Origin of the sequence: Kitasatospora sp. MBT63, assembly GCF_000710465.2 — a bacterium.
In the GTDB taxonomy this organism is placed as follows: Bacteria; Actinomycetota; Actinomycetes; order Streptomycetales; family Streptomycetaceae; genus Kitasatospora.
The window spans coordinates 12,843-34,715 of the sequence record NZ_JAIZ01000700.1; the positions used below are offsets into that span (position 1 = coordinate 12,843).

22 protein-coding genes and 1 pseudogene are annotated in these 21,873 nt (G+C 73.2%); 11 read left to right on the top strand and 12 right to left on the bottom strand.

The features are described from left to right. On the bottom strand, positions 1–599 hold a 599-nt coding region (locus tag AA75_RS36750), incomplete at its 3' end, for a TetR/AcrR family transcriptional regulator (protein WP_199520504.1). A gap of 48 nt (positions 600–647) precedes the next feature. Here AA75_RS36750 and AA75_RS36755 point away from each other — a divergent pair. Beyond that, entirely contained in the window at positions 648–974 is a 327-nt protein-coding gene (locus tag AA75_RS36755) for a rhodanese-like domain-containing protein (RefSeq protein WP_033824754.1), read from the top strand. Between the two features lie 662 nt (positions 975–1,636). Here AA75_RS36755 and AA75_RS54180 read toward each other — a convergent pair. From AA75_RS54180 to moaA, 7 genes are all read right to left on the bottom strand, one after another. Continuing rightward, positions 1,637–2,251 (bottom strand): tetratricopeptide repeat protein, encoded by a 615-nt coding sequence (locus AA75_RS54180; RefSeq protein ID WP_368666628.1) that lies wholly within the window; start codon positions 2,249–2,251, stop codon positions 1,637–1,639. Between the two features lie 655 nt (positions 2,252–2,906). Next, on the bottom strand, positions 2,907–3,227 hold the full coding sequence (locus AA75_RS36760; RefSeq protein WP_033824755.1) for a hypothetical protein: 321 nt from the start codon (positions 3,225–3,227) through the stop codon (positions 2,907–2,909). Beyond that, positions 3,220–3,510, bottom strand: coding sequence for a hypothetical protein (locus AA75_RS36765; protein WP_033824756.1), 291 nt, complete (start codon positions 3,508–3,510; stop codon positions 3,220–3,222). The genes AA75_RS36760 and AA75_RS36765 overlap by 8 nt, the downstream gene beginning before the upstream one ends. Positions 3,511–3,693: 183 nt before the next feature. Further along, positions 3,694–4,071: a winged helix-turn-helix domain-containing protein gene (locus tag AA75_RS36770; RefSeq protein WP_051814066.1), complete on the bottom strand. Its 378-nt coding sequence runs from the start codon at positions 4,069–4,071 to the stop codon at positions 3,694–3,696. Positions 4,072–4,591: 520 nt separating this feature from the next. After that, entirely contained in the window at positions 4,592–5,803 is a 1,212-nt protein-coding gene (locus AA75_RS36775; protein WP_082527097.1) for an AI-2E family transporter, read from the bottom strand. 118 nt (positions 5,804–5,921) lie between these two features. After that, positions 5,922–6,674: an HNH endonuclease family protein gene (locus AA75_RS36780; RefSeq protein ID WP_033824758.1), complete on the bottom strand. Its 753-nt coding sequence runs from the start codon at positions 6,672–6,674 to the stop codon at positions 5,922–5,924. Between the two features lie 158 nt (positions 6,675–6,832). Continuing rightward, complete coding sequence (moaA, locus tag AA75_RS36785; protein ID WP_033824759.1) at positions 6,833–7,849, bottom strand: GTP 3',8-cyclase MoaA; 1,017 nt, start codon at positions 7,847–7,849, stop codon at positions 6,833–6,835. 130 nt (positions 7,850–7,979) lie between these two features. Here moaA and AA75_RS36790 point away from each other — a divergent pair, with 130 nt between their 5' ends. From AA75_RS36790 to AA75_RS36805, 4 genes are all read left to right on the top strand, one after another. Further along, positions 7,980–8,606, top strand: a complete 627-nt coding sequence (locus tag AA75_RS36790) for an NTP transferase domain-containing protein (protein WP_051814067.1) — start codon at positions 7,980–7,982, stop codon at positions 8,604–8,606. Between the two features lie 178 nt (positions 8,607–8,784). After that, on the top strand, positions 8,785–9,648 hold the full coding sequence (locus AA75_RS36795) for a hypothetical protein (RefSeq protein WP_082527098.1): 864 nt from the start codon (positions 8,785–8,787) through the stop codon (positions 9,646–9,648). A gap of 197 nt (positions 9,649–9,845) precedes the next feature. Continuing rightward, positions 9,846–10,655 carry a hypothetical protein gene (locus AA75_RS36800; RefSeq protein WP_233289343.1) on the top strand — a complete coding sequence of 270 codons (810 nt, stop codon included), beginning with the start codon at positions 9,846–9,848 and terminating at the stop codon, positions 10,653–10,655. A gap of 254 nt (positions 10,656–10,909) precedes the next feature. Next, positions 10,910–11,977 (top strand): DUF2637 domain-containing protein, encoded by a 1,068-nt coding sequence (locus tag AA75_RS36805; RefSeq protein ID WP_033824760.1) that lies wholly within the window; start codon positions 10,910–10,912, stop codon positions 11,975–11,977. Positions 11,978–12,131: 154 nt separating this feature from the next. Here AA75_RS36805 and AA75_RS36810 read toward each other — a convergent pair whose 3' ends face one another. From AA75_RS36810 to AA75_RS54185, 4 genes and pseudogenes are all read right to left on the bottom strand, one after another. After that, positions 12,132–14,360 carry a SpoIIE family protein phosphatase gene (locus AA75_RS36810; RefSeq protein WP_082527100.1) on the bottom strand — a complete coding sequence of 743 codons (2,229 nt, stop codon included), beginning with the start codon at positions 14,358–14,360 and terminating at the stop codon, positions 12,132–12,134. Positions 14,361–14,655: 295 nt separating this feature from the next. Continuing rightward, entirely contained in the window at positions 14,656–15,405 is a 750-nt protein-coding gene (locus tag AA75_RS51180) for an ATP-binding protein (protein WP_082527101.1), read from the bottom strand. Positions 15,406–15,687: 282 nt separating this feature from the next. Then, positions 15,688–16,410 (bottom strand): zinc-binding dehydrogenase, encoded by a 723-nt coding sequence (locus AA75_RS36820; RefSeq protein ID WP_051814069.1) that lies wholly within the window; start codon positions 16,408–16,410, stop codon positions 15,688–15,690. Positions 16,411–16,447: 37 nt separating this feature from the next. Then, positions 16,448–16,666 (bottom strand): annotated as a pseudogene (locus AA75_RS54185) (alcohol dehydrogenase catalytic domain-containing protein); the annotation flags it as partial. 305 nt (positions 16,667–16,971) lie between these two features. Between AA75_RS54185 and AA75_RS36825 the strand changes: the two are divergent. The 6 genes from AA75_RS36825 to AA75_RS36845 all read left to right on the top strand — a co-directional run. Further along, positions 16,972–17,682: an urease subunit gamma gene (locus AA75_RS36825; RefSeq protein WP_033824761.1), complete on the top strand. Its 711-nt coding sequence runs from the start codon at positions 16,972–16,974 to the stop codon at positions 17,680–17,682. A 52-nt stretch (positions 17,683–17,734) separates the two neighbouring features. Continuing rightward, entirely contained in the window at positions 17,735–19,453 is a 1,719-nt protein-coding gene (locus AA75_RS36830; protein ID WP_033824762.1) for an urease subunit alpha, read from the top strand. Positions 19,454–19,519: 66 nt separating this feature from the next. Continuing rightward, positions 19,520–20,557, top strand: a complete 1,038-nt coding sequence (locus tag AA75_RS36835) for an agmatine/peptidylarginine deiminase (RefSeq protein WP_033824763.1) — start codon at positions 19,520–19,522, stop codon at positions 20,555–20,557. A gap of 310 nt (positions 20,558–20,867) precedes the next feature. Beyond that, positions 20,868–21,332, top strand: coding sequence for an NUDIX hydrolase (locus tag AA75_RS36840; protein WP_033824764.1), 465 nt, complete (start codon positions 20,868–20,870; stop codon positions 21,330–21,332). Positions 21,333–21,461: 129 nt separating this feature from the next. Continuing rightward, on the top strand, positions 21,462–21,620 hold the full coding sequence (locus tag AA75_RS50255) for a hypothetical protein (protein ID WP_158515627.1): 159 nt from the start codon (positions 21,462–21,464) through the stop codon (positions 21,618–21,620). After that, the coding region (locus tag AA75_RS36845) for a hypothetical protein (RefSeq protein WP_033824765.1) at positions 21,620–21,873 on the top strand (254 nt) is incomplete at its 3' end. The genes AA75_RS50255 and AA75_RS36845, both read left to right, overlap by 1 nt.

The window sequence follows — 21,873 nt, forward strand, 5'->3', positions numbered from 1 at the left end:
AGGCGGCGCAGGCCCGCCCGCATCCGCGGTTCGCCGAGTTCCGGCAGCAGGGCGGCGACGTGGTCGGCGGCCAGCGCGGCGAGCAGCGCGTGCGCGGTCTGGTCGGGGTCGGGTGCGGAGCCGAGCAGGATCGCCAGGTGGCGGTGCCAGAACCGGTACGCGCCGATCCGGTACCGGGCGCCAGGGGTGGCGGTCTCGGACATCCGGACCAGGTCCAGGTGTTCCAGCAGGTAGTCGAAGTAGGCGTCGAGGAAGGCATCGAGGCGTTCGGCCGGGTCGGCGCCGGGGCCGAGCGGGGGCGGCCCGTGCAGGACCTGCTCCTGCAGGACGCGTTCGCGGGCGTCCAGCAGGGCGGCGGCCAGGCCGGACTTGTCGCCGAAGCGCCGGAACAGGGTGCCCTTGCCGACGCCGGCGGCCGCGGCCACCTGGTCCATCGACACGGCCTCGACGCCGCGTTCGGCGAACAGCCGGGCGGCCGCCTCCAGGACCGCGGCCCGGTTGCGGGCCGCGTCGGCGCGCTCCTTGGGGGGCGGGGTCCGCAGCAGCTCCAACGGCTCTGGCGAAACGGACTGCGGTCCGCTACTGTCATGGTGAGTCACAAGAGGACTGTAGTCCGATTCTCTCGGAATTCTCTCGGAGGCACTGCCATGACCACACTCATCTCCCGCGACGACCTCGCCAAGGCGATCACCGACGGCACCGTCACCGTCGTCGACGCACTCGGCGGCGCGTACTACGAGCAGCAGCACCTGCCCGGCGCGATCCCGCTGACCCCGGCCGACACCGACGCCCAGGCACCCACCCTGCTGCCCGACCGGCACGCCACGATCGTCACCTACTGCTCCAACCCGGCCTGCCCCAACAGCGGCCAGGTCGCCGACCGGCTCACCGCCCTCGGCTACACCGACGTCCGCAAGTACCGCGAGGGCATCCAGGACTGGGTCGAGGCGGGCCTGCCCACCGAGACCTCCTGACCCCCGCCCCCACCGTTCACACCGCCCACACCCCGGCCCGTCGGAGCACCTTCCGGCGGGCCGGTCCCGCTCCACCGCCCGGATCACTCGATCGTGTGACGCAGCGTCATATGCGTTTCAGGAGCCCTACGATGTCCTCAGTTGGTCTCCAGACATGATCGACCCCGGCGGTGCGCCAACACCCCGGGGTCCGGCAACAGGGAACAAGCCTGATGCACGTCCATCGTAGCGCGCCCACGCGCAATTTCACGGTCCTCCCCAACACCGTCCTGCAGGACCGGCGGCTGAGCTACACCGCCTGCCACACCGTCATGAACCGTCATGAACCGTCATGAACCGTCTGCGGCACGCCGACCCTCTCGACCCCGAGCGCGCCACTCCCGGCGGCCACGATCCTCGCCGGCTCCTTCGCCTGTACCGGTGCTGAGGGTCGTACATAGGCCCGCGCACACGCCGGGCGGCCCGACCTCGACCCGAGCACAACCCTCGTTATCGGCCACTGGGCCCACTACGGCTCGGGTGCAACCCTGGCGCGGAACTCCTCGCCGCTGCCGTGCGGCACCGCAGAGAAGCGATGGTTCCGGTGACATGGTTTTGCGATTTCATCCTACCTTCGGCACCGATATCGGCAATAGGTTTGCATCTAGGCGCCCCAGTCAACCTTATTGGCCATGACTGCCAATGAGGAGCTCAGCCTCCACTTCACGCCCGGCAAGGCGGCCTCCTTCGCGAACCTGGTCTGCGGTCATATAACGCGCGAGATCGTTGGCCTGATGAATGCCATCAGCATTCCCGCGGTCAAGCATCGAGAGAAACCATCGAATAGCTTGAACACCGTCAACCTGAGTTCCTATCCCTCCCCGATACCAGCAACCAACTACAAACATGGCGGGGGCGTGTCCAGATTTAGCCGCCCGAAGGTACCACTGAAATGCCTCCACGTCCCGATCGACAGCCGAGAGTTCATCGCCCAGCAAGGCACATGCTTCGGGCAGACCCTCTCGGGCCGCGAATCGCAGAAGATCCATATACTTCTTTAGGTCCGGCTTGGCTCCAGCACCTACCTTGACATTCACCGCCAGGTTGTAGGCAGCGTACGAGTCGCCACCCTCCATAGCACTCTGGAAGTATGCATTCGCCTCAGCAAGATCCTTCGGTCCGCCAACCCCGCTATTCAGCATAAACCCCATGCCGCGCTTGGCCTCCGGAACCCCTTGGGCAGCGGCTTCCAAAAACAAGGCCCGGGCCCTAGAAAGATCAGAGCCGGCAATCAGCATAATTCCCGCCAGAAGTGCCGTTGCGTCTGCATCCCCCGCCACAGATAGGTCCTCAATGGAAGACAGTAGGGCCGAAAGCCGCTCCCGGGCCCCTACGTCGCCCAGCCGAGCCGCATATACGTACCAGTTTCCTGCCGCGACAAGGTCACCCCCGCGCTGAGCCTCATCAGCCGCCTCCAGCAATGACTGAACCGAGCGCGGCGCGGGTGGGGTCGGCGGGGAGCCTCGCTCCGTGCCGAAGGTGGCATCGGCCACCGTCCTCGGCGAGCCCGGCCGATAGAAGCGGGTCGGACCCCTGGCCGACCCTGTTGCCCGCGATCCGGCCGTAGGACGGTCGCAGGCGACAACTTGCTCCGCGTTGCGGGCAAGGAGTCCATAGCCCACAACTTGCTCCGACCCTGGGCGGTGCTGGGGTAAGCAGCGCTTACCCCACAACTTGCTCCCTGCGGGCACCCGGCCGGGCAGTGTTCCGGACGTCGGCTTGCTGGCTCCACCGGCGCTCCACGCGGGCAGCGGCTGAACGCCCGACAACGGGTCGGTCGGCGGCGTTCGGCCAGCTCAGACGGCGGGGCACCGCCTTGAATCTCGTAGAGAAAATCTGGACGCACCGCCTCGACCGGCGTCCCGGCGGCTCGCGCCCGCGTGGGGTGGCTGGTCAGTAGAGCTGGACGCGGGTGATGACGCAGTGGGGTTCGGGGGCGTCGGCGACGATGACGTACTCGGCGACCCCGAGGGAGCCTCCGGGGCCGAGTGCGATACGCCGTTGCTGGGGCCAGCGCTCGGAGGCAGTGCTGCCAGGCACGAGGCCGCGTGTGGCGTTGATCCGCACGGTGGCGGAGACGATGGCGCTGAAGACCGCCCCGGTCGCTGCCGGGTCCTGGAACAGGGCCTCGACCTCCGGAGAGAGGTAGCAGGGCCAGCCCTCGTCCTCGCCACCCTCGCCGTCCTCGTCGTACGGCTGGTCGGCGTCACTCAACGGGCAGCCCCGCCGCGCGACGGTGCTCGATCACGGAGGCAACGCTGCGGAGGGGCAGCGTGCCTGCCAGGGCGGCGGCGGTCAACTGGTCGCCGCGGGCCTGCTCGACATCGAGGACCGCCTCGCACCACCAGCGCCGCAGCACCGCCTCCGCGTCCTGCGGCGCGGCCGCCAGCAACTCCCGGTAAAACTCCATCCGCCGCGCCCCGGACAGCGCCGCCGCGATCCCCTCCGCGTTGCGCGGCACCGAATCCCTGGCGTCCTCGATCGGCTGCACCGACATCCCAGCTCCCTGCCTCTCCTACTACTCGACCCAGTCTGCCTCCCCGGCACCCCAGGCGTCGACACACCACCGCCACGCCCGGGATCCCGGACCTGGCCGACCCTAACCCTGCCCTGACATCCGACGCGTCGAGAAGCCGGAGAAGTCACCCGATCCAGCGGCTGCGGGCCGGAATACCGCAGCTCAACCCTTCCGCGCGCCGACCGCTTCCAAAGCCTCGACGCGAGCACGCAGGTCGGCGATCCGCTCGACGGCCTCGGCCAGCGCCCGCTCCAGCGCCTCGACGCGAGCCACCGTCCCGCCGACGCGCGCGGTCCCGACGTCCAGGCCGTCGAGGTCATCGGCGTCGTCGGGGCGAGCGACGAAGGCTCCCTTGCCGGGGCGGGAGATCGCGTAGCCATCCTGCTTCAGCAGGGCCATGGCCTTCTGCACGGACAGGCTGGAGGCCCCGTACTCCGCCATCAACACGGCCTGCGTCGGCAGCGCGTCTCCCGGCTTCAACCCGCCGGAGCGGATCCGTTCCCGCAAGGCGTCGGCGATGACCTCGAACGTCAGCAACACCGTGCCGCCCGCCGGCCTACGCCCCCGCCGCCCCACCGTCACCGCAGGTCACCCCGCCTTCTCTGCGCCTCTACCACCGAAACCCGGCCCGTCCAAAACGGAAACCAGGGCCACAGTACTCGCATCCCCACCGCCCACCGAAATAGATGAGGAGGGATGCACTTGAATGCGCGCTTGAAGCGATGCTACCTTCACGCACCGCTGGTGAACACCACCGCTGACCAGGCCAGACGTCCCCGGCCCACCATCCGCGCCCGCCGTCACGCGCACCGTGCCCACGTGCGCCGATCACCCGGGTCGCCCCTCAATCGCCTCTCCTCTTCTCCCGACTCCTGCCGGAGGTCTGTCCCCATGCCCGCGCAGCTCCAACTCCCCACCCCCGCAACCATGCCCTCGCGTCGCAGATCCGCCACTCCACCGAAGGCATGCTCTCCAGCCCCGTACCACCCGCTCCCTTCCCACTTGCTCCCCCGCGCCGAGGGAGCTCGGGAACGAACGCCATCCATCAGGCTGCGCGCCGTCACGAGGACTGTCCGGCGCCCCGGTCCGCGGCACCGGTCGGCTCCTCGCCGCTCCGCAGTTCCCTGGTGACCGCCCAGACCACGGAGACCGCCGGGACGGCGACCACCGCGCCGATCACCCCGGCGGCGATGCTGCCGCACAGGACCGAGGCGGCCACCACCACCGGGTGCAGGTTGACCGCCCAGCTCATCACGAGCGGGTGCAGCAGGTGCCCCTCGATCTGGCCGATCACCACGATCAGCGCCAGCACCACCAGCGCGATCACCGGCCCCCGGGAGGCGAGCGCGACGATCGACGCGACGGCCATCGCGATCGGCGAGCCGACCAGCGGGATGAAGGAGGCGAAGAACTCCAGCAGGGTCAGCGGCAGCGCGAGCGGGACGCGGAGCAGGAAGAGCGCGATGCCGACCAGGATCGCGTTGGTCCCGGCCACGATGACGATGCCGCGGGTGTACCCGGCGAACGTCCGCCAGGCGGTGCGCCCGGCCCGGTGGTACGGGTCGCGGGCGCCCTCCGGGAGCTGACCGCTGGTCCACAGCCACATCCGGTCGCCGGAGTGGAGCATGAACACGGTGGTGAACAGCGCGAGCGCGGCCCCGGTCGCGACCTCGGCCACCCGCCCGGCGCCGCTCAGGGCGCTGCTGATCAGGGTGGACCGGTGCTCCGAGACGTAGGTGGTGACCTTGCCGCGCAGGTCGTCGAAGACCTTGGGGTCGACGTGGAACGGGTTGCCCGCCAGGAAGCGTTCGAGCCGGTCCACGCCTCCGGTGAACTCCTCGCCGAGGCTGGACGCCTCCATCGCCACGGTCTCCCCGATCAGGGCCAGCAGCCCGGCGATCACCAGCACCGCCCCGACCAGCCCGAGCAGTACCGCCGCCGACCTGGGCATCCGCCGGGCGAGCAGGTCGACCAACGGGCGCAGCACCGAGGTGATCACCAGCGCCAGGAAGAAGGCCAGCGTGACCAGGTGGAACTTCCCGAGCACCATCAGGATCAGGTATCCGGCCGCGGCGACCACCAGCAGCCGCCAGGCGTAGTCGGACAGGTGCCGCAGGGCCCGCCCGGCGTACGGGCCCGGCCCCTGGTTCGCGGTGGCGCGCCGTCGCGTCGCAGGTCGGTCGCCACGGCCGGATGTGTCGCCGTGTCCGGATCGGTCGCTGCGTCCGGGTCGGTGGCCGCGGCCCGGCCGGACCGGGTGCTGGTAGGACATCAGTCCTGCATACCGGCGTCCGGCCGGGGCGGGCGGCTCCCGCGCCGGGAAGCGGCCCGGGTCAGCCCGACCGGGTCAGCCCGACCGGCTCAGGGCCGGGGGCGACGGCCGCGGGCGGTCAGCCGCCGCACTGCGCCAACATGGCCTTCTTGTCGGCGGGCGTCACCGGCAGCTGGTACTTGAGCGAGACCTGGGCGAACCGCACCACGTACGAGCAGCGGATCTCGGTGTTGGCGGGCAGCCAGGCGGCCGGGCCGGAGTCGCCCTTCGAGGCGTTCTGCGAGCCGTCCGCCGGGATCAGGTTGAGCGGGTCGTTGGCGATCTGGACCCGCTTGCCCTTGTCCCACTTGGCGGCGCCCTGCTGCCAGTCGTAGGACAGCGGCATCACGTGGTCGATCTGGATCTTCGACGCCTGCTGCTTGGTGAACGTCACCAGCTTGCCGGTGTAGGGGTCGTAGATGGTCATCCCGGTGACCACGCAGGCGGAGCCGTCCTTGTGCTCGACCTTGGTGCCGTCGCGGCCGAGCAGGTCGTCGCGGGTGGAGCAGCTGTTGTGACCGAGCGGGACGCCGTCCACGTTGTCCGTCCAGGCCGGGCCGAACTGGTCGCGGTCGTAGCCGGTCTTCGGGCCGGGCTCGGCGGTCTTCACCTGGGCGATCAGGTCGCGGGCGGCCTTGCGGTCCTGGTCGGATGTGATCGCGGCGAGGCCGGGCCTGGTGCCGTCCGGGTTCTGCAGCGGGTTGGTGCCGCGGGCCCGGGCGGACGCGGCGTCGGAGGAGGAGGTGGCGGGCCCGCCGGTGCAGCCGGCCAGGGCGAGGGCGGGGAGCAGGAGGACGGTGGCGGCGGACAGGGCGGGGCGGCGGGCGCGCACGGGTTCTCCCCCGTTGGAGTGAGGCTGACGGCGCACCAGGAGACCAGGGCCGCTCTCGCCGGGTCAAGTCGGCGCTGCGGGGCTCGCCGGGAGCGGGTCGAAGCTCACACCGGGCGTACGGGCCGCCGCCGGGCCGCCGCCGGGCGGGCCCGGGGCGCTCAGCCGCCGATCGCCGACATCGGCCGCTCGGGCCGGACGAAGTCGGCGGAGCCGATGGCGTGCCCGGGGCCCTTGCGGGCGATGGTGTTCCGCCAGGCCGACTCGACGGCCGCGTCGTCGGCGCCGCCGCGCAGCAGCGCCCGCAGGTCGGACTCCTCGGTGGCGAACAGGCAGTTGCGCAGCTGGCCGTCGGCGGTGAGCCGGACCCGGTCGCAGCCGCCGCAGAACGGCCGGGTGACGGAGGCGATCACGCCGATCACGGTGTCGGTCCCGGCGATCCGCCACTCCTCCGCGGGGGCGTTGCCGTGCCGGCCGACCGGCACCAGGGACCAGCGGCGGCCGAGGACCTCCAGGATCTCGTCGGCGGTGACCATGGTGGCGCGGTCCCAGGCGCCCTGGGCGTCCAGCGGCATCGACTCGATGAACCGCATCCGGTAGCCGTGCCCGGCGGCGAACTCGACCAGGTCGAGGATCTCGTCGTCGTTGGTCCCGCGCACCGGCACCGCGTTGATCTTCACCGGGTCCAGTCCGGCGGCCCGGGCGGCGGCCAGCCCGGCGAACACGTCGGCGATCCGGTCGCGGCGGGTGATCGCCGCGTACCGTTCGGGCCGCAGGGTGTCCAGGCTGACGTTGACCCGGCCGAGGCCGGCCGCGGCGAGTTCGGCGGCGGTGCGGGCCAGGCCGATGCCGTTCGTGGTGAGCGAGAGCTCGGCGCCGAGCGCGGTCAGCCGGGCGACCAGGCCGGGCAGGCCCCGGCGCAGCAGTGGTTCGCCGCCGGTGAGGCGGATGGTGCGGATGCCGAGGCGGTCCACGGCGATCCCGACCAGCCGGGCGATCTCGTCGTCGGTGAGCACCTCGGCCTTGGGCAGCCAGTTCAGGCCCTCGGCGGGCATGCAGTAGGTGCAGCGCAGGTTGCACCGGTCCGTGAGGGAGACCCGCAGGTCGGTGTGGATCCGCCCGAAGCGGTCGACCAGGGGGGAGGGTGCGCCGTGCCCGTGCGCTGTACGTGGTGCCATCGACCCAGTACAGGGGGCGCGGGGCCGCAGATCCAGCGGCTGAAGCGCCGGGCCGGGCCGCCGCCCCGCCCCCGCCCGTCGTGTGATCGTCCAACTGTCCGGCGTTGACCTGGGAGGACAGACTGTGGACATGGCAGCTCCCCCCGCCCATGGGGCACCCTCCGTCCCCGTCCCCGCGCTGATCCTGGCGGCCGGCGGCGGCCGGCGGCTCGGCGGCCGTCCCAAGGCGCTGATCCGCTACCGCGGCCGGCCGCTGGTCGAGCACGCCCTGGCGGTGGCCCGGGCCGGCGGCTGCGGTCCGGCGGTGGTGGTGCTCGGCGCGGCGGCCGCCGAGGTCCGGGCCGCGGCCGAGCTCGGCGGCTGCCGGGCCGTCGACAATCCCGACTGGGCCACCGGCATGGGTTCCTCGCTGCGGACCGGCCTGGCCGCCCTGCCGCCCGGCGCACCGGCCGCGCTGGTGCTGCTGGTGGACACCCCCGGGGTCACCCCGGCCGCGGTGGCCCGGCTGCTGGCGGCGCACGCCGCCGGGGCGCAGCTGGCCGCCGCCGGGTACGCGGGCGTACGCGGGCACCCGGTACTGATCGGGGCGCCTCACTTCGCCGAGGCGAGTGCCGGTGCGGTCGGCGACGCGGGCGCGCGGGCGCTGCTCGCGGCGCACCCCGGGGAGCTGCTGCTGGTCGAGTGCGGTGACGTCGCGACCCCGGAGGACCTCGACACCCCGGCGGACCTGGCCCGCTGGACGGGCCGGGCCGACTGACCGTCAGCCGTCCCGCGGCCCGGCGGTGGCGGTTGTACGACGGCGCGGGGCCCTCCTCCCACGGCGGGACCTCGCCCCCGAACTGTCCCGGAGGATTGCCGCATTCCGCGTCCTAACCTGCGCGAATGGGCGAGGATGGGAGGAATAGCCGCCCAGCCGACGGAACGGGGTGCCAGCCATGGCCGCAGTGCCGCTGCCCGACGACTTCAGCGAGCCGGCCCGGTTCGGGTCCAACCCGCCCTCGGGCGCGAGCGCCATCCGCTGCCCCGCCTGCCGCCGGGAGCACCTGTACGAGCCGCCGAGCCTGCCCTGCCCGTGCGGGGCCCAGCTGCGGGTCCCGCTGCTGCGCGGCGGGGTGCCGGTGCAGGTCCGGTTCCGGTCCTGGGAGGACTCCTGGCTGAGCATGCGCTGCCCGCACTGCGGCCGCAGCGACCAGTGGCCGCAGCCCGAGTTCACCTGCAACTGCGGTGCCACGGTCCGGCTGCCGGTCGACCGGGCGCCCCGGCTGCAGAGCACCGGGCTGCCCGGTGCACCGGCCGCGGCCGGCCCGCAGGGCAGCCGGCCCGCGGCCGCCCGGCCGTACACCACGGCGGTGCCCTCGGACCCGGTCGAGCCGACCGGGCCGCCGAGCGGGCACGGGCAGCGGCTGATGCGCCCGCCGTTCCGGCCGCAGCCGGTGCACACCTCGCAGGACGCGGTGCTGACGGCCGCACGCTACCTGCAGTGGCTTGGTTTCGACGATCTCGAACTGACGGAAAGTCAGGACCGCGACGCGGTCACGCTGTTGGGCGGTCACATGGTCGCCAGGGTGGACACCTGGGCGGAGCCGGCCGATGTGAAGGCGGTGGAGTGCCTGTGGCTCGAGACGCTGCACGCGGAGCAGGTGGCGGCCGCGATGTTCACCACCGCGGGCTACTCGCGGCAGGCGATGGTGCGCGGTGAGCAGTTGCTGGTCGCCCTGTTCACCCTGGACGCGGCCGGGATCCCGCAGGCGGCGAACGGCGCGGCCGAGGCGCTGATGGAGACCGGCTGGACCTCCTGACCTGCACGCCTCGGGCCGGTCCCGGGCTCCGGGCCGTCCGCCGGCGGCCGGCGCGGGCAGTTGACGGACCGCCGGGTTCCGGATCCCGTCGCGCTCGTGATCTGGTGCACAAGCTCACCCCCGTGTTGAATTGCGGCCACAGCGGGCCCGCTTGCCGAGAATCCCGCTTGCCGGATGGCGCACACAAGGAGGTGGCGTTGTCGGAGCACGGAACGGCCCCGGGGGGGACGGCGGGCGCGGTGTGGCGGCTGCGGTCGCGCGGCTGCTGGCAGGAGGCCGCCGAACTGCTCAGACCGGGCGCCGCCCACGACCCGGCCGCGGCCCTGCACCGCGCCGAACTCCTCATCGAACAGAGCCTGTTCACCGCTGACCACTGGGAGCCGGCCGAGGACGCGCTGCGGCTGGCGGAGGCCCGGGTGGCCGGTACCGAGCAGCGCGCCGCCGCATCCTGCGCCCGTGGCTTCCTCGCCTACGTGGCCAGTGTGCTGGGTCCGCGCGACCGGCTGGACGAGGCGCAGGCCGCGCTCGGCCGGGCCTCGGCGATGCTGCCGCCCGCCTCGCCGCGCCGCCCGCTGCTGGACTTCCGGCGCGGACTGGTCGCCGAGAACCTGCTGCGCGACCCGGGGGCGGCCTGGATCGCGTACCGGAGGGCGCACGACGGCGCCGCCGAGCACGGGGACCGGCTGCTGCACTCGTACACCTGGCAGCACCTGGCGTCGCTGGCGCTGGCCGGCGGGGACCGCGAACGGGCCCGGGAGGGTTTCCGGGCCTCGCTGCGGCTGCGCGAGGAACTCGGCTTCACGGTCGGGGTGGCGCCGGTCCTGGCCGCGCTGGCCGACGCCTCGGACGGGACCGAGGCGGCCCGGCTGCGCGCCGAGGCGGCCCGGCTGGTCCAGGCACTCGGCGGGGTACCGGTGTGGCTCGCGCGCCGGTTGCGTGCGCTGCCCGCGCCGGGCGCTTCCGCCGACGGGCGCATCGACCGGCCGGTGCCCGACGGGATCGGCTGAGCCGGCCGGGATCCGGTCCCGGGGGCGTCGGCGCCCGGGACCGGGAGGCCCGCCGCCCGGCCCGCCCGGGGCCCCGGCGGGCCAAATTCCGTTTCGAACACCTTCGCCGGGATACATTCTGACGATATTTCGATCCCGCGTTCGGAATTCCCTCTCCCCGGTGTATTGACGGCAAACCAGTCATTCCCTCCGCATTTCTCCGCCATGATGGTCCCCGCCCATCACTAGGCAGGAAAGCGAGGCTGGTTCAGGTCATGAGACTGTCGGACATACCGCTGGGCTGGGCCGTCGCAGGGGTGGCCACCCTGGTGGTCACCGCCATCCTGGTGGCCGTCGCCCGGACCCGGGCCGCCGCGGCAGCGGCGAGCAGCTCGGATTCCTGGGAGCGCAGCGAGGAGCGCCGACGGCGCAAGGAATCGATGTACGGCGGCGCCTCGTACGTCCTGCTGTTCTGCTGCGCGGCCGTCGCGGCGGCGCTGTCCTTCCACGGCCTGGTCGGCTTCGGCGTGCAGAACCTCAACCTCTCCGGCGGCTGGGAGTACCTGGTGCCGTTCGGTCTGGACGGCGCGGCGATGTTCTGCTCGGTGCTCGCCGTGCGCGAGGCCAGCCACGGGGACGCGGCGCTGGGGTCCCGGCTGCTGGTCTGGCTGTTCGCCGGCGCCTCGGCCTGGTTCAACTGGGTTCACGCGCCAAGGGGGTTCGGCCATGCCGGGGCGCCGCAGTTCTTCGCCGGGATGTCGCTGTCGGCCGCCGTGCTCTTCGACCGGGCGCTGAAGCAGACCCGGGTGGCGGCGCTGCGCGAGCAGGGCCTGGTGCCCCGTCCGCTGCCGCAGATCCGGATCGTGCGCTGGCTGCGCGCACCGCTGGAGACGTACGCCGCCTGGTCGTTGATGCTGCTCGAGGGCGTGCGGACGCTGGACGAGGCGGTCGAGGAGGTACGCGACGACAAGCGCCAGGCCTCGGTCAACCGCGAGCAGCGCCGGATGGCGCAGCGCCGTGAGCGGGCCGAGATCCGGGCGATCGGCCGGACCAACGGCGGGGTCTGGCGGCAGCGGGCGGCGCCGCGTCAGCTGGAGCACCATCTGGAGCACCAGTTGGAGGCCGGATCGGAGCCTGCCATAGCCGACGTCACCGAGCAGGACCAGGTCCTCGCCGCCCCGGCGGTCGAGGGGCGGGCCACCCAGCCCGGGCTGCCGGCCCGGCCGGCCCGCGGCACGGACCGCAGCAGCGTCGACCTGACGCCGGAGGAGGACACCCTGGCCATCCCCCGGCTGGACTCGCTGGAGCAGAAGTTGAAGGACCTGGAGCAGCAGTTCGGCTGAGGCCTGTCCCCGGCTCCCCGGGGACGGGCTCTCCGGGGACGGGCTCCCCGGACTGGGTCGGGCGGGTCCCCGGAGCGGTCCTCCGGTGACCCGCCCGACCGCGTACCGCCCGACCGCGTACCGCCCCGCGTACGGCGGCGCCGGGTGCGGGCCGTCAGCCCTCGGGTCCGGTGGCCGGCCCGGCGTCCGCCGAGAGTTCGAACCACATCCGCTTGCCGGAGCCGCGCGGCTCGACGCCCCAGCCGTCCGCGAGCGCCTCGACCAGCATCAGGCCGCGGCCCGAGGAGGCCTGTTCGCCCGGGGTGCGGCGGGTCGGCCAGAGGTCGGACTCGTCCTCCACCTCGACCCGCAGCCGGGCGCCGCTGCCGGGCTCCCGGTAGAGCCGCGCGGTGAACATCGCGTCCCGGTCGGTGTGCCGGATCGCGTTGGTGACCAGCTCGGAGGAGAGCAGCTCGGCGGTGTCGATCAGGTCGGGCACGCCCCAGCGGCGCAGCGCGTCCCGCAGCTCGCCGCGCAGCTCGGCGATCCGGGCCAGGTCGGCCTGGCCGATCCGGCGGCGCAGCTGCTGGGCGGCCAGGCCGCCGGCGGGGCCGTCCCAGCGCAGCAGCAGGAGCGCTATGTCGTCCTCGCGTTCGCTGGAGTCGGCGGCCTGGGAGGCGATCCGGTCGGCGAGGTCCTCCAGCGGTTCGCGGGCGGCCTCGTCGATGCCGGGGAGCCGGCCGGAGATCGCCCGGCAGAGCCGGTCGAAGCCGGTGTCCAGGTCCATCCCTCGGGCCTCGACCAGGCCGTCGGTGCAGAGCACCACGGTCTCGCCCGGGTCGAGGCTGAACCGGGTGACCCGGTACTCCTCGTCGGGGGAGATGCCGAGCGGCAGCCCGCCGGCGACCGGGACGAGGTGGGCGGAGCCGTCCGCCCGGCGGACCACCGGGTCGAGGTGGCCCGCCCGTACGGCGTAGACCACGCCGTAGTCGACGTTGACCTCGGCGTAGGTGCAGGTGGCGAAGTGGTCGGTGTCCAGGTCGGCGAGGAACCGGGAGGCCCGTGCCATCACGGCGGCCGGCGGGTGGCCCTCGGCGGCGTACGCGCGCAGCGCGATCCGCAGCTGGCCCATGATGCCGGCGGCGTGCACGTCGTGGCCCTGGACGTCGCCGATCACCAGGCCGACGTGGCCGCCGGGCAGCGGGACGACGTCGTACCAGTCGCCGCCGATCTGCAGGCCCGAGCCGGCCGCCAGGTAGCGGACGGCGGTGGTCACCCCGGGGACGGCGGGGACGGTTCGCGGCAGCATCACCCGCTGGAGGCCCGCGGCGAGCTCGTGCTCGGCGTCGTGCAGCCGGGCCCGGGCCAGCGACTGGGCGACCAGGCCGCCCAGGGTGGACAGCAGGGTCCGCTCGTCGGTGTCCAGCTCGCGGTCGTCGTCGAAGCTGACCACGCAGACGCCGATCGCCCGGCCGCTGGCCACCAGCGGCAGGAAGGCCCAGGCGCTGCGGCCGGTGCCGCTGGCCCAGTCCCAGGCGTCGGGGTAGCGCTCCCGGTACTCGGTGCCGCTGGCGATGAAGATCGGCGCGCGGGTGCGGACCGCCTCGGCGAGCGGGTGCGCGGGGGCCAGCGGGGAGCGGTCGTACAGGGCGACGTCCTCCTCCCGGTAGCCGCTGGCACCCAGGATGGCCAGCCGGCCGGCCTCCATCGCGGCCAGCACCAGGCCGTCCGGCGGCAGGCCGGGCAGCGGCAGCTCGGTGAAGACCCGGGCCACGTCACGGACGGTGACGGCTTCGGCCAGCGCCCGGGCGGCCTCCTTGATGAAGCGCGAACGCTCCTCGCGCAGCGCGGCCAGCTCGCCGGCCCGCTCGCGCTTGTGCAGTTCGACGGTGGCGTCCCAGACGAAGCCGACCATCCGGGAGGGCCGCCCGAAGGCGTCCGCCAGCACCCGGCCGCGGAAGCGGACCGCGTGCAGCTCACCGCTGGGGAACAGGGTCCGGTAGTAGGCGCCGCACTGGCCGAGCTCGGCGACGGCCCGCTCGACCCGGCGGCGCACCACCGGTGCGTCCTCCGGGTGCAGCATGGCCAGGAAGGCGGCGGCGCTGCGGTCGAAGCGGTCGGCGTCCAGGCCGAGGATGGCGCAGGCCCGCGGGTCCGCCTCCAGCACGTCGTGCCGGATGTCCCAGTCGAAGGAGCCGATGCCGTTGGCGGCCATCGCCGGTTCGAGCCAGTCCGGCGTGGAGTCGCCGGTGCGGGTGGGCAGGCCGCGGGAGACCGCCGGGCCGATCCGGCTCATCGGCATGCCGGAAGCGCTGCGCAGCGGGTTGACCGCGGCAATGCTCCTGGTGGCCTGGGCCGGGGGGACGCGCCGGGCGGACCCGGGCGGCTCGGGCTCTGTGGCCATGCTTCTCCTGCCGCTGCCGGGGCATGCGGTCCGGTCGGGTCGGACGGACTGCGTTAGCCGTGGGATTGGTCTGGCTGGTGTGCCTGCTGTGTCACGGTGACCGGTCGAGGCGCTTTTCTCCCCGCCGTCCCGGACACACATTCTCACTAGCCTCTCGTATGTTCGGCAAGGCGGCAATGCCGACGAACCATCCGGGGGACAATCGTGGACGATCCGAGTGACCTCGCGGCGCGGCGGGCCGCCTCCGGGGCCGCCATCGGCTCCCGGCCACGGTCCGGGACCGGGCCGGGCCGGCTCAGGCCGCGTCGGCCCCGGCCGGGCCGAGCTCGAACCAGGTGACCTTCCCCTCGCCCCGCAGCTGGACGCCCCAGGCGTCGGCCAGCGAGTCCACCAGCATCAGCCCGCGACCGGAGGTGGCCCACTCCTCGGGGACCCGGCGGCCGGGCAGCCGGGTGGTGCAGTCCTGCACCTCGATCCGCAGCCGCTGCCCGGCCGTGAGCACCGCCTCCAGCACGGCCCCCTTGGTGGTGTGCAGCAGGGCGTTGGTCACCAGCTCCGAGGTGAGCAGCTCGGCGGTGTCCGCGAGCTCGGGCACGCCCCAGTGGCCGAGCGCGGCCCGGAGCCGGTGCCGGATCGCCCCGACCGCGACCAGGTCCGCCGGGGCGAAGGCCGCGTGCAGCCGGTGGTGCAGCACGCAGCCCGGCTCGTACGCGGGTGCGCCCTCGCGGTCGGGTGTGCCGTCGTCGTGGGGCGAGCCCTCGTCGGGCGTGCTCTCGTCGTCATGTGCGTGGCCGCGGTCGTGGTCGTGGTCGTATCGGTCCTGGTGGCCGTGGTCGTGCTGCTCGGGCTGGTCCGGCAGCCCGGGCCCGTCGGGCAGTCCGGCCCGGCCGGGCCCGGGGCCGTGGCGCGGGCCGGGTGCCGGGGCCGGGATCCGGGCGGGGCCGTCGGCGGAGGACGCGCCGCCACGGGGAAGCCTGCCGCCGGGGGTGACCGGGCCACTGCCCGAGGCCGAGCGCTGTCGCGGAAACCTTGCCTGTCCATCCATTACGTACGCCCCCGCCCTTCTCCTGACGGCCGCGCCGAGTCCCCCAGCGGCGACGTCCGCTTGCCGACCATCCTCCTGCCCACTCTCGGGGGATGGCAACAGTGCATCCGCGTCCACCTGGGGTGAAGCGGGGCTCGGGGGCGGGCGAGTGATCCATCTGGTGGGGCCGTCGAGGTTTGCGGTGTCCGATGACCAGTTCGGACCGGGAGCGCCCAGGCGTACGCCAGTCCCCCGCAAGCCCATTGACGACCCATCAGCCCCAGGGTGCGACCGTCTCCCGCGTCAGGCGGTCCGCAGCACGTACTTGACCTCGGCCGAGCGGCCCTCCAGCCGCCGGTGCGCCTCGGCCACGGCGTCCCAGCCGATCTGCTCGACCTCCGGACGCAGCGTGCCGTCGGCGACCAGCCGCAGCGCCTCGGCGAACTGGGCCCGGAAGAGGTCGGGGCGGCGGCCGATCAGCGCCCCCAGGTTGTAGCCGGCCAGCGAGTAGCTGTCGTACCAGACCTGGTTGGCCGCCATCGAGGTGTCCCGGTCGGCCGCGTCCCCGATCACCACGTGCCGCCCGAGCACCGCGAGCAGCGGGCGGATCCGCTCCCGGAGCGGGCCGCCGATCGGGTCGACCACCACGTCGAACCCCCGGCCGTCCGTCAACTCCATGGCCTGCGACTCGAGTTCTCCGTAGGTGAGCGCCCGGTGGTAGCCGCGTCCGGCCGCGAGGGCGGCCCGCTGCGGGGTGCCCGCGGCGCCGACCACCAGACCCGCACCGTAGGACCGGGCGAGGTCGCCGAGCAGGGCGCCGAGTGCCCCGGCGGCGCCGAGCACCAGGACGCGCTCCCCCTCGGCGAGCCGGGCGGCGCCCCGGAGCGTACCGACGGCGGTGGCGCCGTTGCAGGCGGTGGCGGCCGCCAGGAGCGGACTCAGGCCGGCCAGCGCGCCCTCCAGCGCGATGGTGGTCGCGGCGCTCGCGACCGCCTGCTCGGCGTGGCCGCCGAAGCCGGTGAGCACGGCCGCGACCGGGGTGCCGACCTCGAAGTCCGGTCACGCCGTCACCCAGGGCGGCGACGGTGCCGGCGGCCTCGATGCCGGGCACGGCGGGCAGCCCGAGCGGGAACCGCCCGCGCCGGAACATCACGTCGGCGAAGTGGACACCGCTGTGGGTGACGTCGATGAGCACCTCGCCGGGCCCCGGCTCGGGGGCCTCGATCTCGACCGTCTCCAGGACCTCCGGGCCACCGGTACGGGTGTAGCGGACAGCGCGCACGGCTGCTCCCCCTCAGTTCGATCTCCCCGTCCACCCCACACCGAGGCAGACCTACCCGAAAGGGTGTGCTCTTATTTGTATCAGAGTTCTGTCATAACCCTGACCCTGGAGATCAGCGGGAGGCCGCGGGGGCCCGCACCGACGGGCCATCGGGGCGAGATGGCGGCCCGGCGGCGCGCCCGGCACGCGGACCGGCCCGGAAGGAGGAACGCTGGACATGACGGCCGGGCCCGGGTTCAATGGGCCGCAGATGTTTGAACGCCGTTCTAACCAGATCATCCACCGGCACCCGTGAGCGAGGAACCGTGCGACTGACCCCCACCGAACGGGACCGGCTGCTGATCTTCACGGCGGCCGAACTGGCCCGCGCCCGCCGTGCCCGCGGCGTGAAACTGAACGTGCCCGAGGCCACCGCACTGATCGCCGACACCGTCTGCGAGGCCGCCCGCGACGGGCGGCGCCTCGCCGAGGCGATCGAGGCCGGACGCACCGTCCTGGGCGCCGAGGACGTGCTGCCGGGCGTACCGGACGTGGTCACCGTGATCCAGGTCGAGGCCGTCTTCGACGACGGCACCCGGCTCGCCGTGGTCAACGACCCCTTCTGCGGCCGCGGCTCACTCGGCGACGACGCCCCCGGAGCGGCCCTGGCCGGCTCCGGCGCGGGCTACGACCCGGTCGAGGAGACCGTGGTGCTCCCCGTGCACAACACCTCCGCCGTCCCGATCTCGGTCACCTCGCACTTCCACTTCTTCGAGGCCAACCCGCGGCTGGCCTTCGACCGCGAGGCCGCGTACGGCACCCACCTGGCCGTCCCGGCCGGCTCCTCGGTCCGCTTCGACCCGGGCGCCACCGTGGAGGTCGGCCTGGTCCCGATCGGCGGCGCCCGGGTCGCGATCGGCTTCGCCGGCCTGGTCGACGGCCCGCTGGACGCCCCCGGCGCCCGGCAGGCCGCCCTGGCGAAGGCCCGCGCGACCGGCTACCTCACCACCTTCGACGAGTCGGAGGTGGAGTCGTGACCGGCCGTCCCGCCCCCGTCACCCCCGCGTCCCACACCCCGGAGGCCGGAGCATGAGTGCCATCACCCCCCACGACTACATCGCGGTGCACGGCGCCCGCACCGGCGACCGGATCCGGCTCGGCGACTCCGGGCTGATCATCCGGGTGGAGTCCGACTCGCAGGAACCCGGCAACGAGTTCCTGGCGGGCTTCGGCAAGACCGCCCGCGACGGCCTGCACCTCAAGGCCACCGCCGTCCGCGAGACCTGCGACGTCGTGATCAGCAACGTGGTCGTGATCGACGCGGTGCTGGGCATCCGCAAGACCTCGATCGGCATCCGCGACGGCCGGATCGTCTCGATCGGCCGGGCCGGCAACCCGGACACCATGGACGGCGTCGACGTCGTGGTCTCCACCGGCACCACGATCGTCTCCGGCGAGGGCATGATCGCCACCGCGGGCGCCATCGACACCCACGTCCACCTGCTCTCCCCGCGGATCATGGAGGCCTCGCTCGCCTCCGGCGTCACCACCATCATCGGCCAGGAGTTCGGCCCGGTCTGGGGCGTCGGCGTCAACTCCCCCTGGGCACTGCGCCACGCCTTCAACGCCTTCGACGCCTGGCCGGTCAACATCGGCTTCCTGGGCCGCGGCTCCTCCTCCGACCCGGCCCCCCTGGTCGAGGCGCTGGCCGAGGGCGGCGCGTCCGGCTTCAAGGTGCACGAGGACATGGGCGCCCACACCCGCGCCCTGGACACCGCGCTGCGGGTCGCCGAGGAGTACGACGTCCAGGTCGCCCTGCACACCGACGGCCTCAACGAGTGCCTCTCGGTGGAGGACACCCTCGCCGTGCTGGACGGCCGCACCATCCACGCCTTCCACATCGAGGGCTGCGGCGGCGGACACGTCCCCAACGTGCTGAAGATGGCCGGCGTCGAGAACGTCATCGGCTCCTCCACCAACCCCACCCTGCCGTTCGGCCGCGACGCCCTCGGCGAGCACTTCGGCATGATCGTCTCCGCCCACGACCTCAAGGTCGACCTCCCCGGCGACGCCGCCATGGCCCGCGACCGCATCCGGGCCGGCACCATGGGCGCCGAGGACGTCCTGCACGACCTCGGCGTCATCGGCATCACCTCCTCCGACGCCCAGGGCATGGGCCGGGCCGGCGAGACCGTCCGCCGCACCTTCGCCATGGCCGGCAAGATGAAGACCGAACTCGGCCCGCTCGACGGTGGCTACGGGACCAGCAACGGCGGCGACGACAACGAGCGCGTCCTGCGCTACATCGCCAAACTCACCATCAACCCCGCCATCGCCCACGGCCTCTCCCACGAGGTCGGCTCCATCGAGGTCGGCAAGCTCGCCGACCTCGTGCTCTGGCGGGCCGACCACTTCGGCGCCAAGCCGCAGCTCGTGCTCAAGGCCGGCTTCCCCGCGTACGGCGTGACCGGCGATCCAAACGCCTCCACCGACCGGTGCGAACCCCTGGTCCTCGGACCGCAGTTCGGCGCCCACGGCGCCACCGCCGCCGACCTCTCCGTCGCCTTCGTCGCCCAGGCCGCCGCCGACGGCTCGTACCTGGACGTCGCCGCCGACCAACTCCCCACCCGCAGACGGCGGGTGGGCGTACGCAACACCCGCGGCATCGGACCGCGCAACATGGTCCGCAACGCCCGGACCGGCCAGGTCCAGGTCGAGGCCGACACCGGCCTGGTCTCGCTGGACGGCGCCCCGCTGCGCTCCGAACCCGCCGAGAGCGTCTCGCTCAGCCGCCTGTACTTCCTCTGACGCCACCTCCGTACCCTCCTCCTCCCTCCCCCACCGCTCACCGCTCACCGCTTAGGACCTGCCTCCATGACCACTCCCGCCTCGCTCGGCTACCGGATGCCCGCCGAATGGCACCCGCACGACCGCACCTGGATGGCGTTCCCCACCGACAACCAGACCTTCGACACCCCCGACCACCTGCACGCCGCCCGGCAGGCCTGGGCACAGGTCGCCAACACCATCGTCCGGTACGAGCCGGTCACCCTGATCGTCAACACCGGTGAGACCGCGGCGGCCCGGGAGTACGTCGCACCCGAGGTCGAGATCGTCGAGAAGCCGCTGGACGACGCCTGGATGCGCGACATCGGCCCGACCTTCCTGATCGACGGCAAGGGCTCGGTCGCCGCCGCCGACTGGATCTTCAACGGCTGGGGCGCCCAGTCCTGGGCCAGCTGGGACAAGGACCAGCACATCGCCGAGCACATCACCGAACTGACCGGCGTCCAGCGGTTCGCCTCCCGCCTGATCAACGAGGGCGGCGGCATCCACGTCGACGGCGAGGGCACCGTACTCGTCACCGACACCGTCCAGCTCGGCGAGGGCCGCAACTCCGACTGGACCCGCGAGGAGGTCGAGGCCGAGCTGCACGCCCACCTCGGCACCACCAAGGCCGTCTGGGTCCCGCGCGGACTCACCCGCGACTACGACGAGTTCGGCACCCGCGGCCACATCGACATCGTCGCCTCCTTCGTCCGCCCCGGCGTCGTGGTCGCCCACGTCCAGCCGGACCCCGCCCACCCGGACCACGAGGTCTGCCGCGAGATCGTGGCCGGCCTGCGCGCCGCCACCGACGCCCACGGCCGCCCCCTGGAGGTCATCGAACTCCCCGCCCCCACCGTCCTGACCGACGAGGACGGCGAGCCGGTCGACTACTCGTACATCAACCACTACGTCGGCAACGGCGTGGTCGTCCTGTGCGCCTTCGACGACCCCCGCGACCAGGAGGCCGCCGCCATCCTCGGCAAGGCCTACCCGGGCCGCGTCATCGAACTGGTCGACGCCCGCGAGATCTTCGCCAACGGCGGCGGCATCCACTGCATCACCCAGCAGCAGCCGAAGGCCTGACACAGCAGGACACCGGGACACCTTGAGCCGGAGCCGGGTCGCCGGACGCCGTACGGGCGCCCGGGCCGACCCGGCTCCGGTCTTCCACAGCTTCCGCCGGTACGCCCCGCGCCGGCCCTCGACACGAACAGGTGCGGCCGCCCGCCGGACGGGTCGGGATCCAACGGCCCCGCGGGCTCCGGATCCCCCACCGGCGCCCCGATGATGCACCTGCGGCGGGCCCAGGACGACGGGATGTTCGACAGATTCGCCGGGCACGTGGAGGATCTGTGGGGCACGGGCCGTGACGTCCGGACGATGGAGGCGCAGCATGCCGAGGCGTGACTACGAGGACGATCCGGGCGCACCGGAGGCCAACAGTCTCGTACCGGCCGCATCCGTCGTGGTGGTCGGCGACGACGGCAGGGTGCTGCTCCAGCGCCGCACCGACAACGGCATGTGGGCCCTGCCCGGCGGAAAGATGGAGCTGGGCGAGTCCCTGGCCGGGTGCGGGATCCGGGAGACCCTGGAGGAGACCGGCATCCGGATCGAGATCACGGGCATCGTCGGCACCTGCACCAACCCCGGACACGTCTTCGCCTACGACGACGGCGAGGTCCGTCAGGAGTTCTCGATCTGCCTGCTCGGCCGCCCGGTCGGCGGGACGATCGCGGTGTCCGACGAGTCCACCGAGGTCGCCTGGTTCACGCCGGAGGAGACCGACGGCCTGCCGATGGTGGACAGCATCCGGAAGCGGCTCACGGACTGGCGTGCAGGCAGCCCGGTCGTGCGCTGACCCGTCGGTGCTGCACTGCCGCGCACCCACCGCCTGCGACCGAAGCCTTCGTCTCCAGGACGCGAGTCGGTGAACTGCCGCCGATCATGGTGGGTCGCACGCTACGGTCGGTGCACAGGAGGTGGCAGTTTGTCAGAATCGCAGCTCTGTACCGCGTGCCACGGCGCGGGAGGCACCGAGAAGGTCACGCACACCGTCGAGCTGGATGCCGAGGGCGACCAGGTGCACCGGCAGGACCGGCACTGGTCGGCGTGCAGTCTGTGCCACGGTGCGACGGTGATCCAGTGATGCGGCTGCTGTTCGTCTGCCAGCACTGCGGCGCCCGCTATCTGACGCCGGCCGACCTGGTCCGGTCCGGGGGCGGCCGGGCCAGTGCCGTGTGGTGCGGCCCCTGCCAGACGGCCGCCCGGGACGGCGGTGTCGCCGAGCCGGCCGAACTGGCGGCCGTCGCGATGCTCCTGGCGGTGCGCGCCCTGCGGACCGCCCTGGCCGCGCGGCTGCGGCGGGAGGCGGCCCGGCGGCCGGACCGGCGCCCGACCCG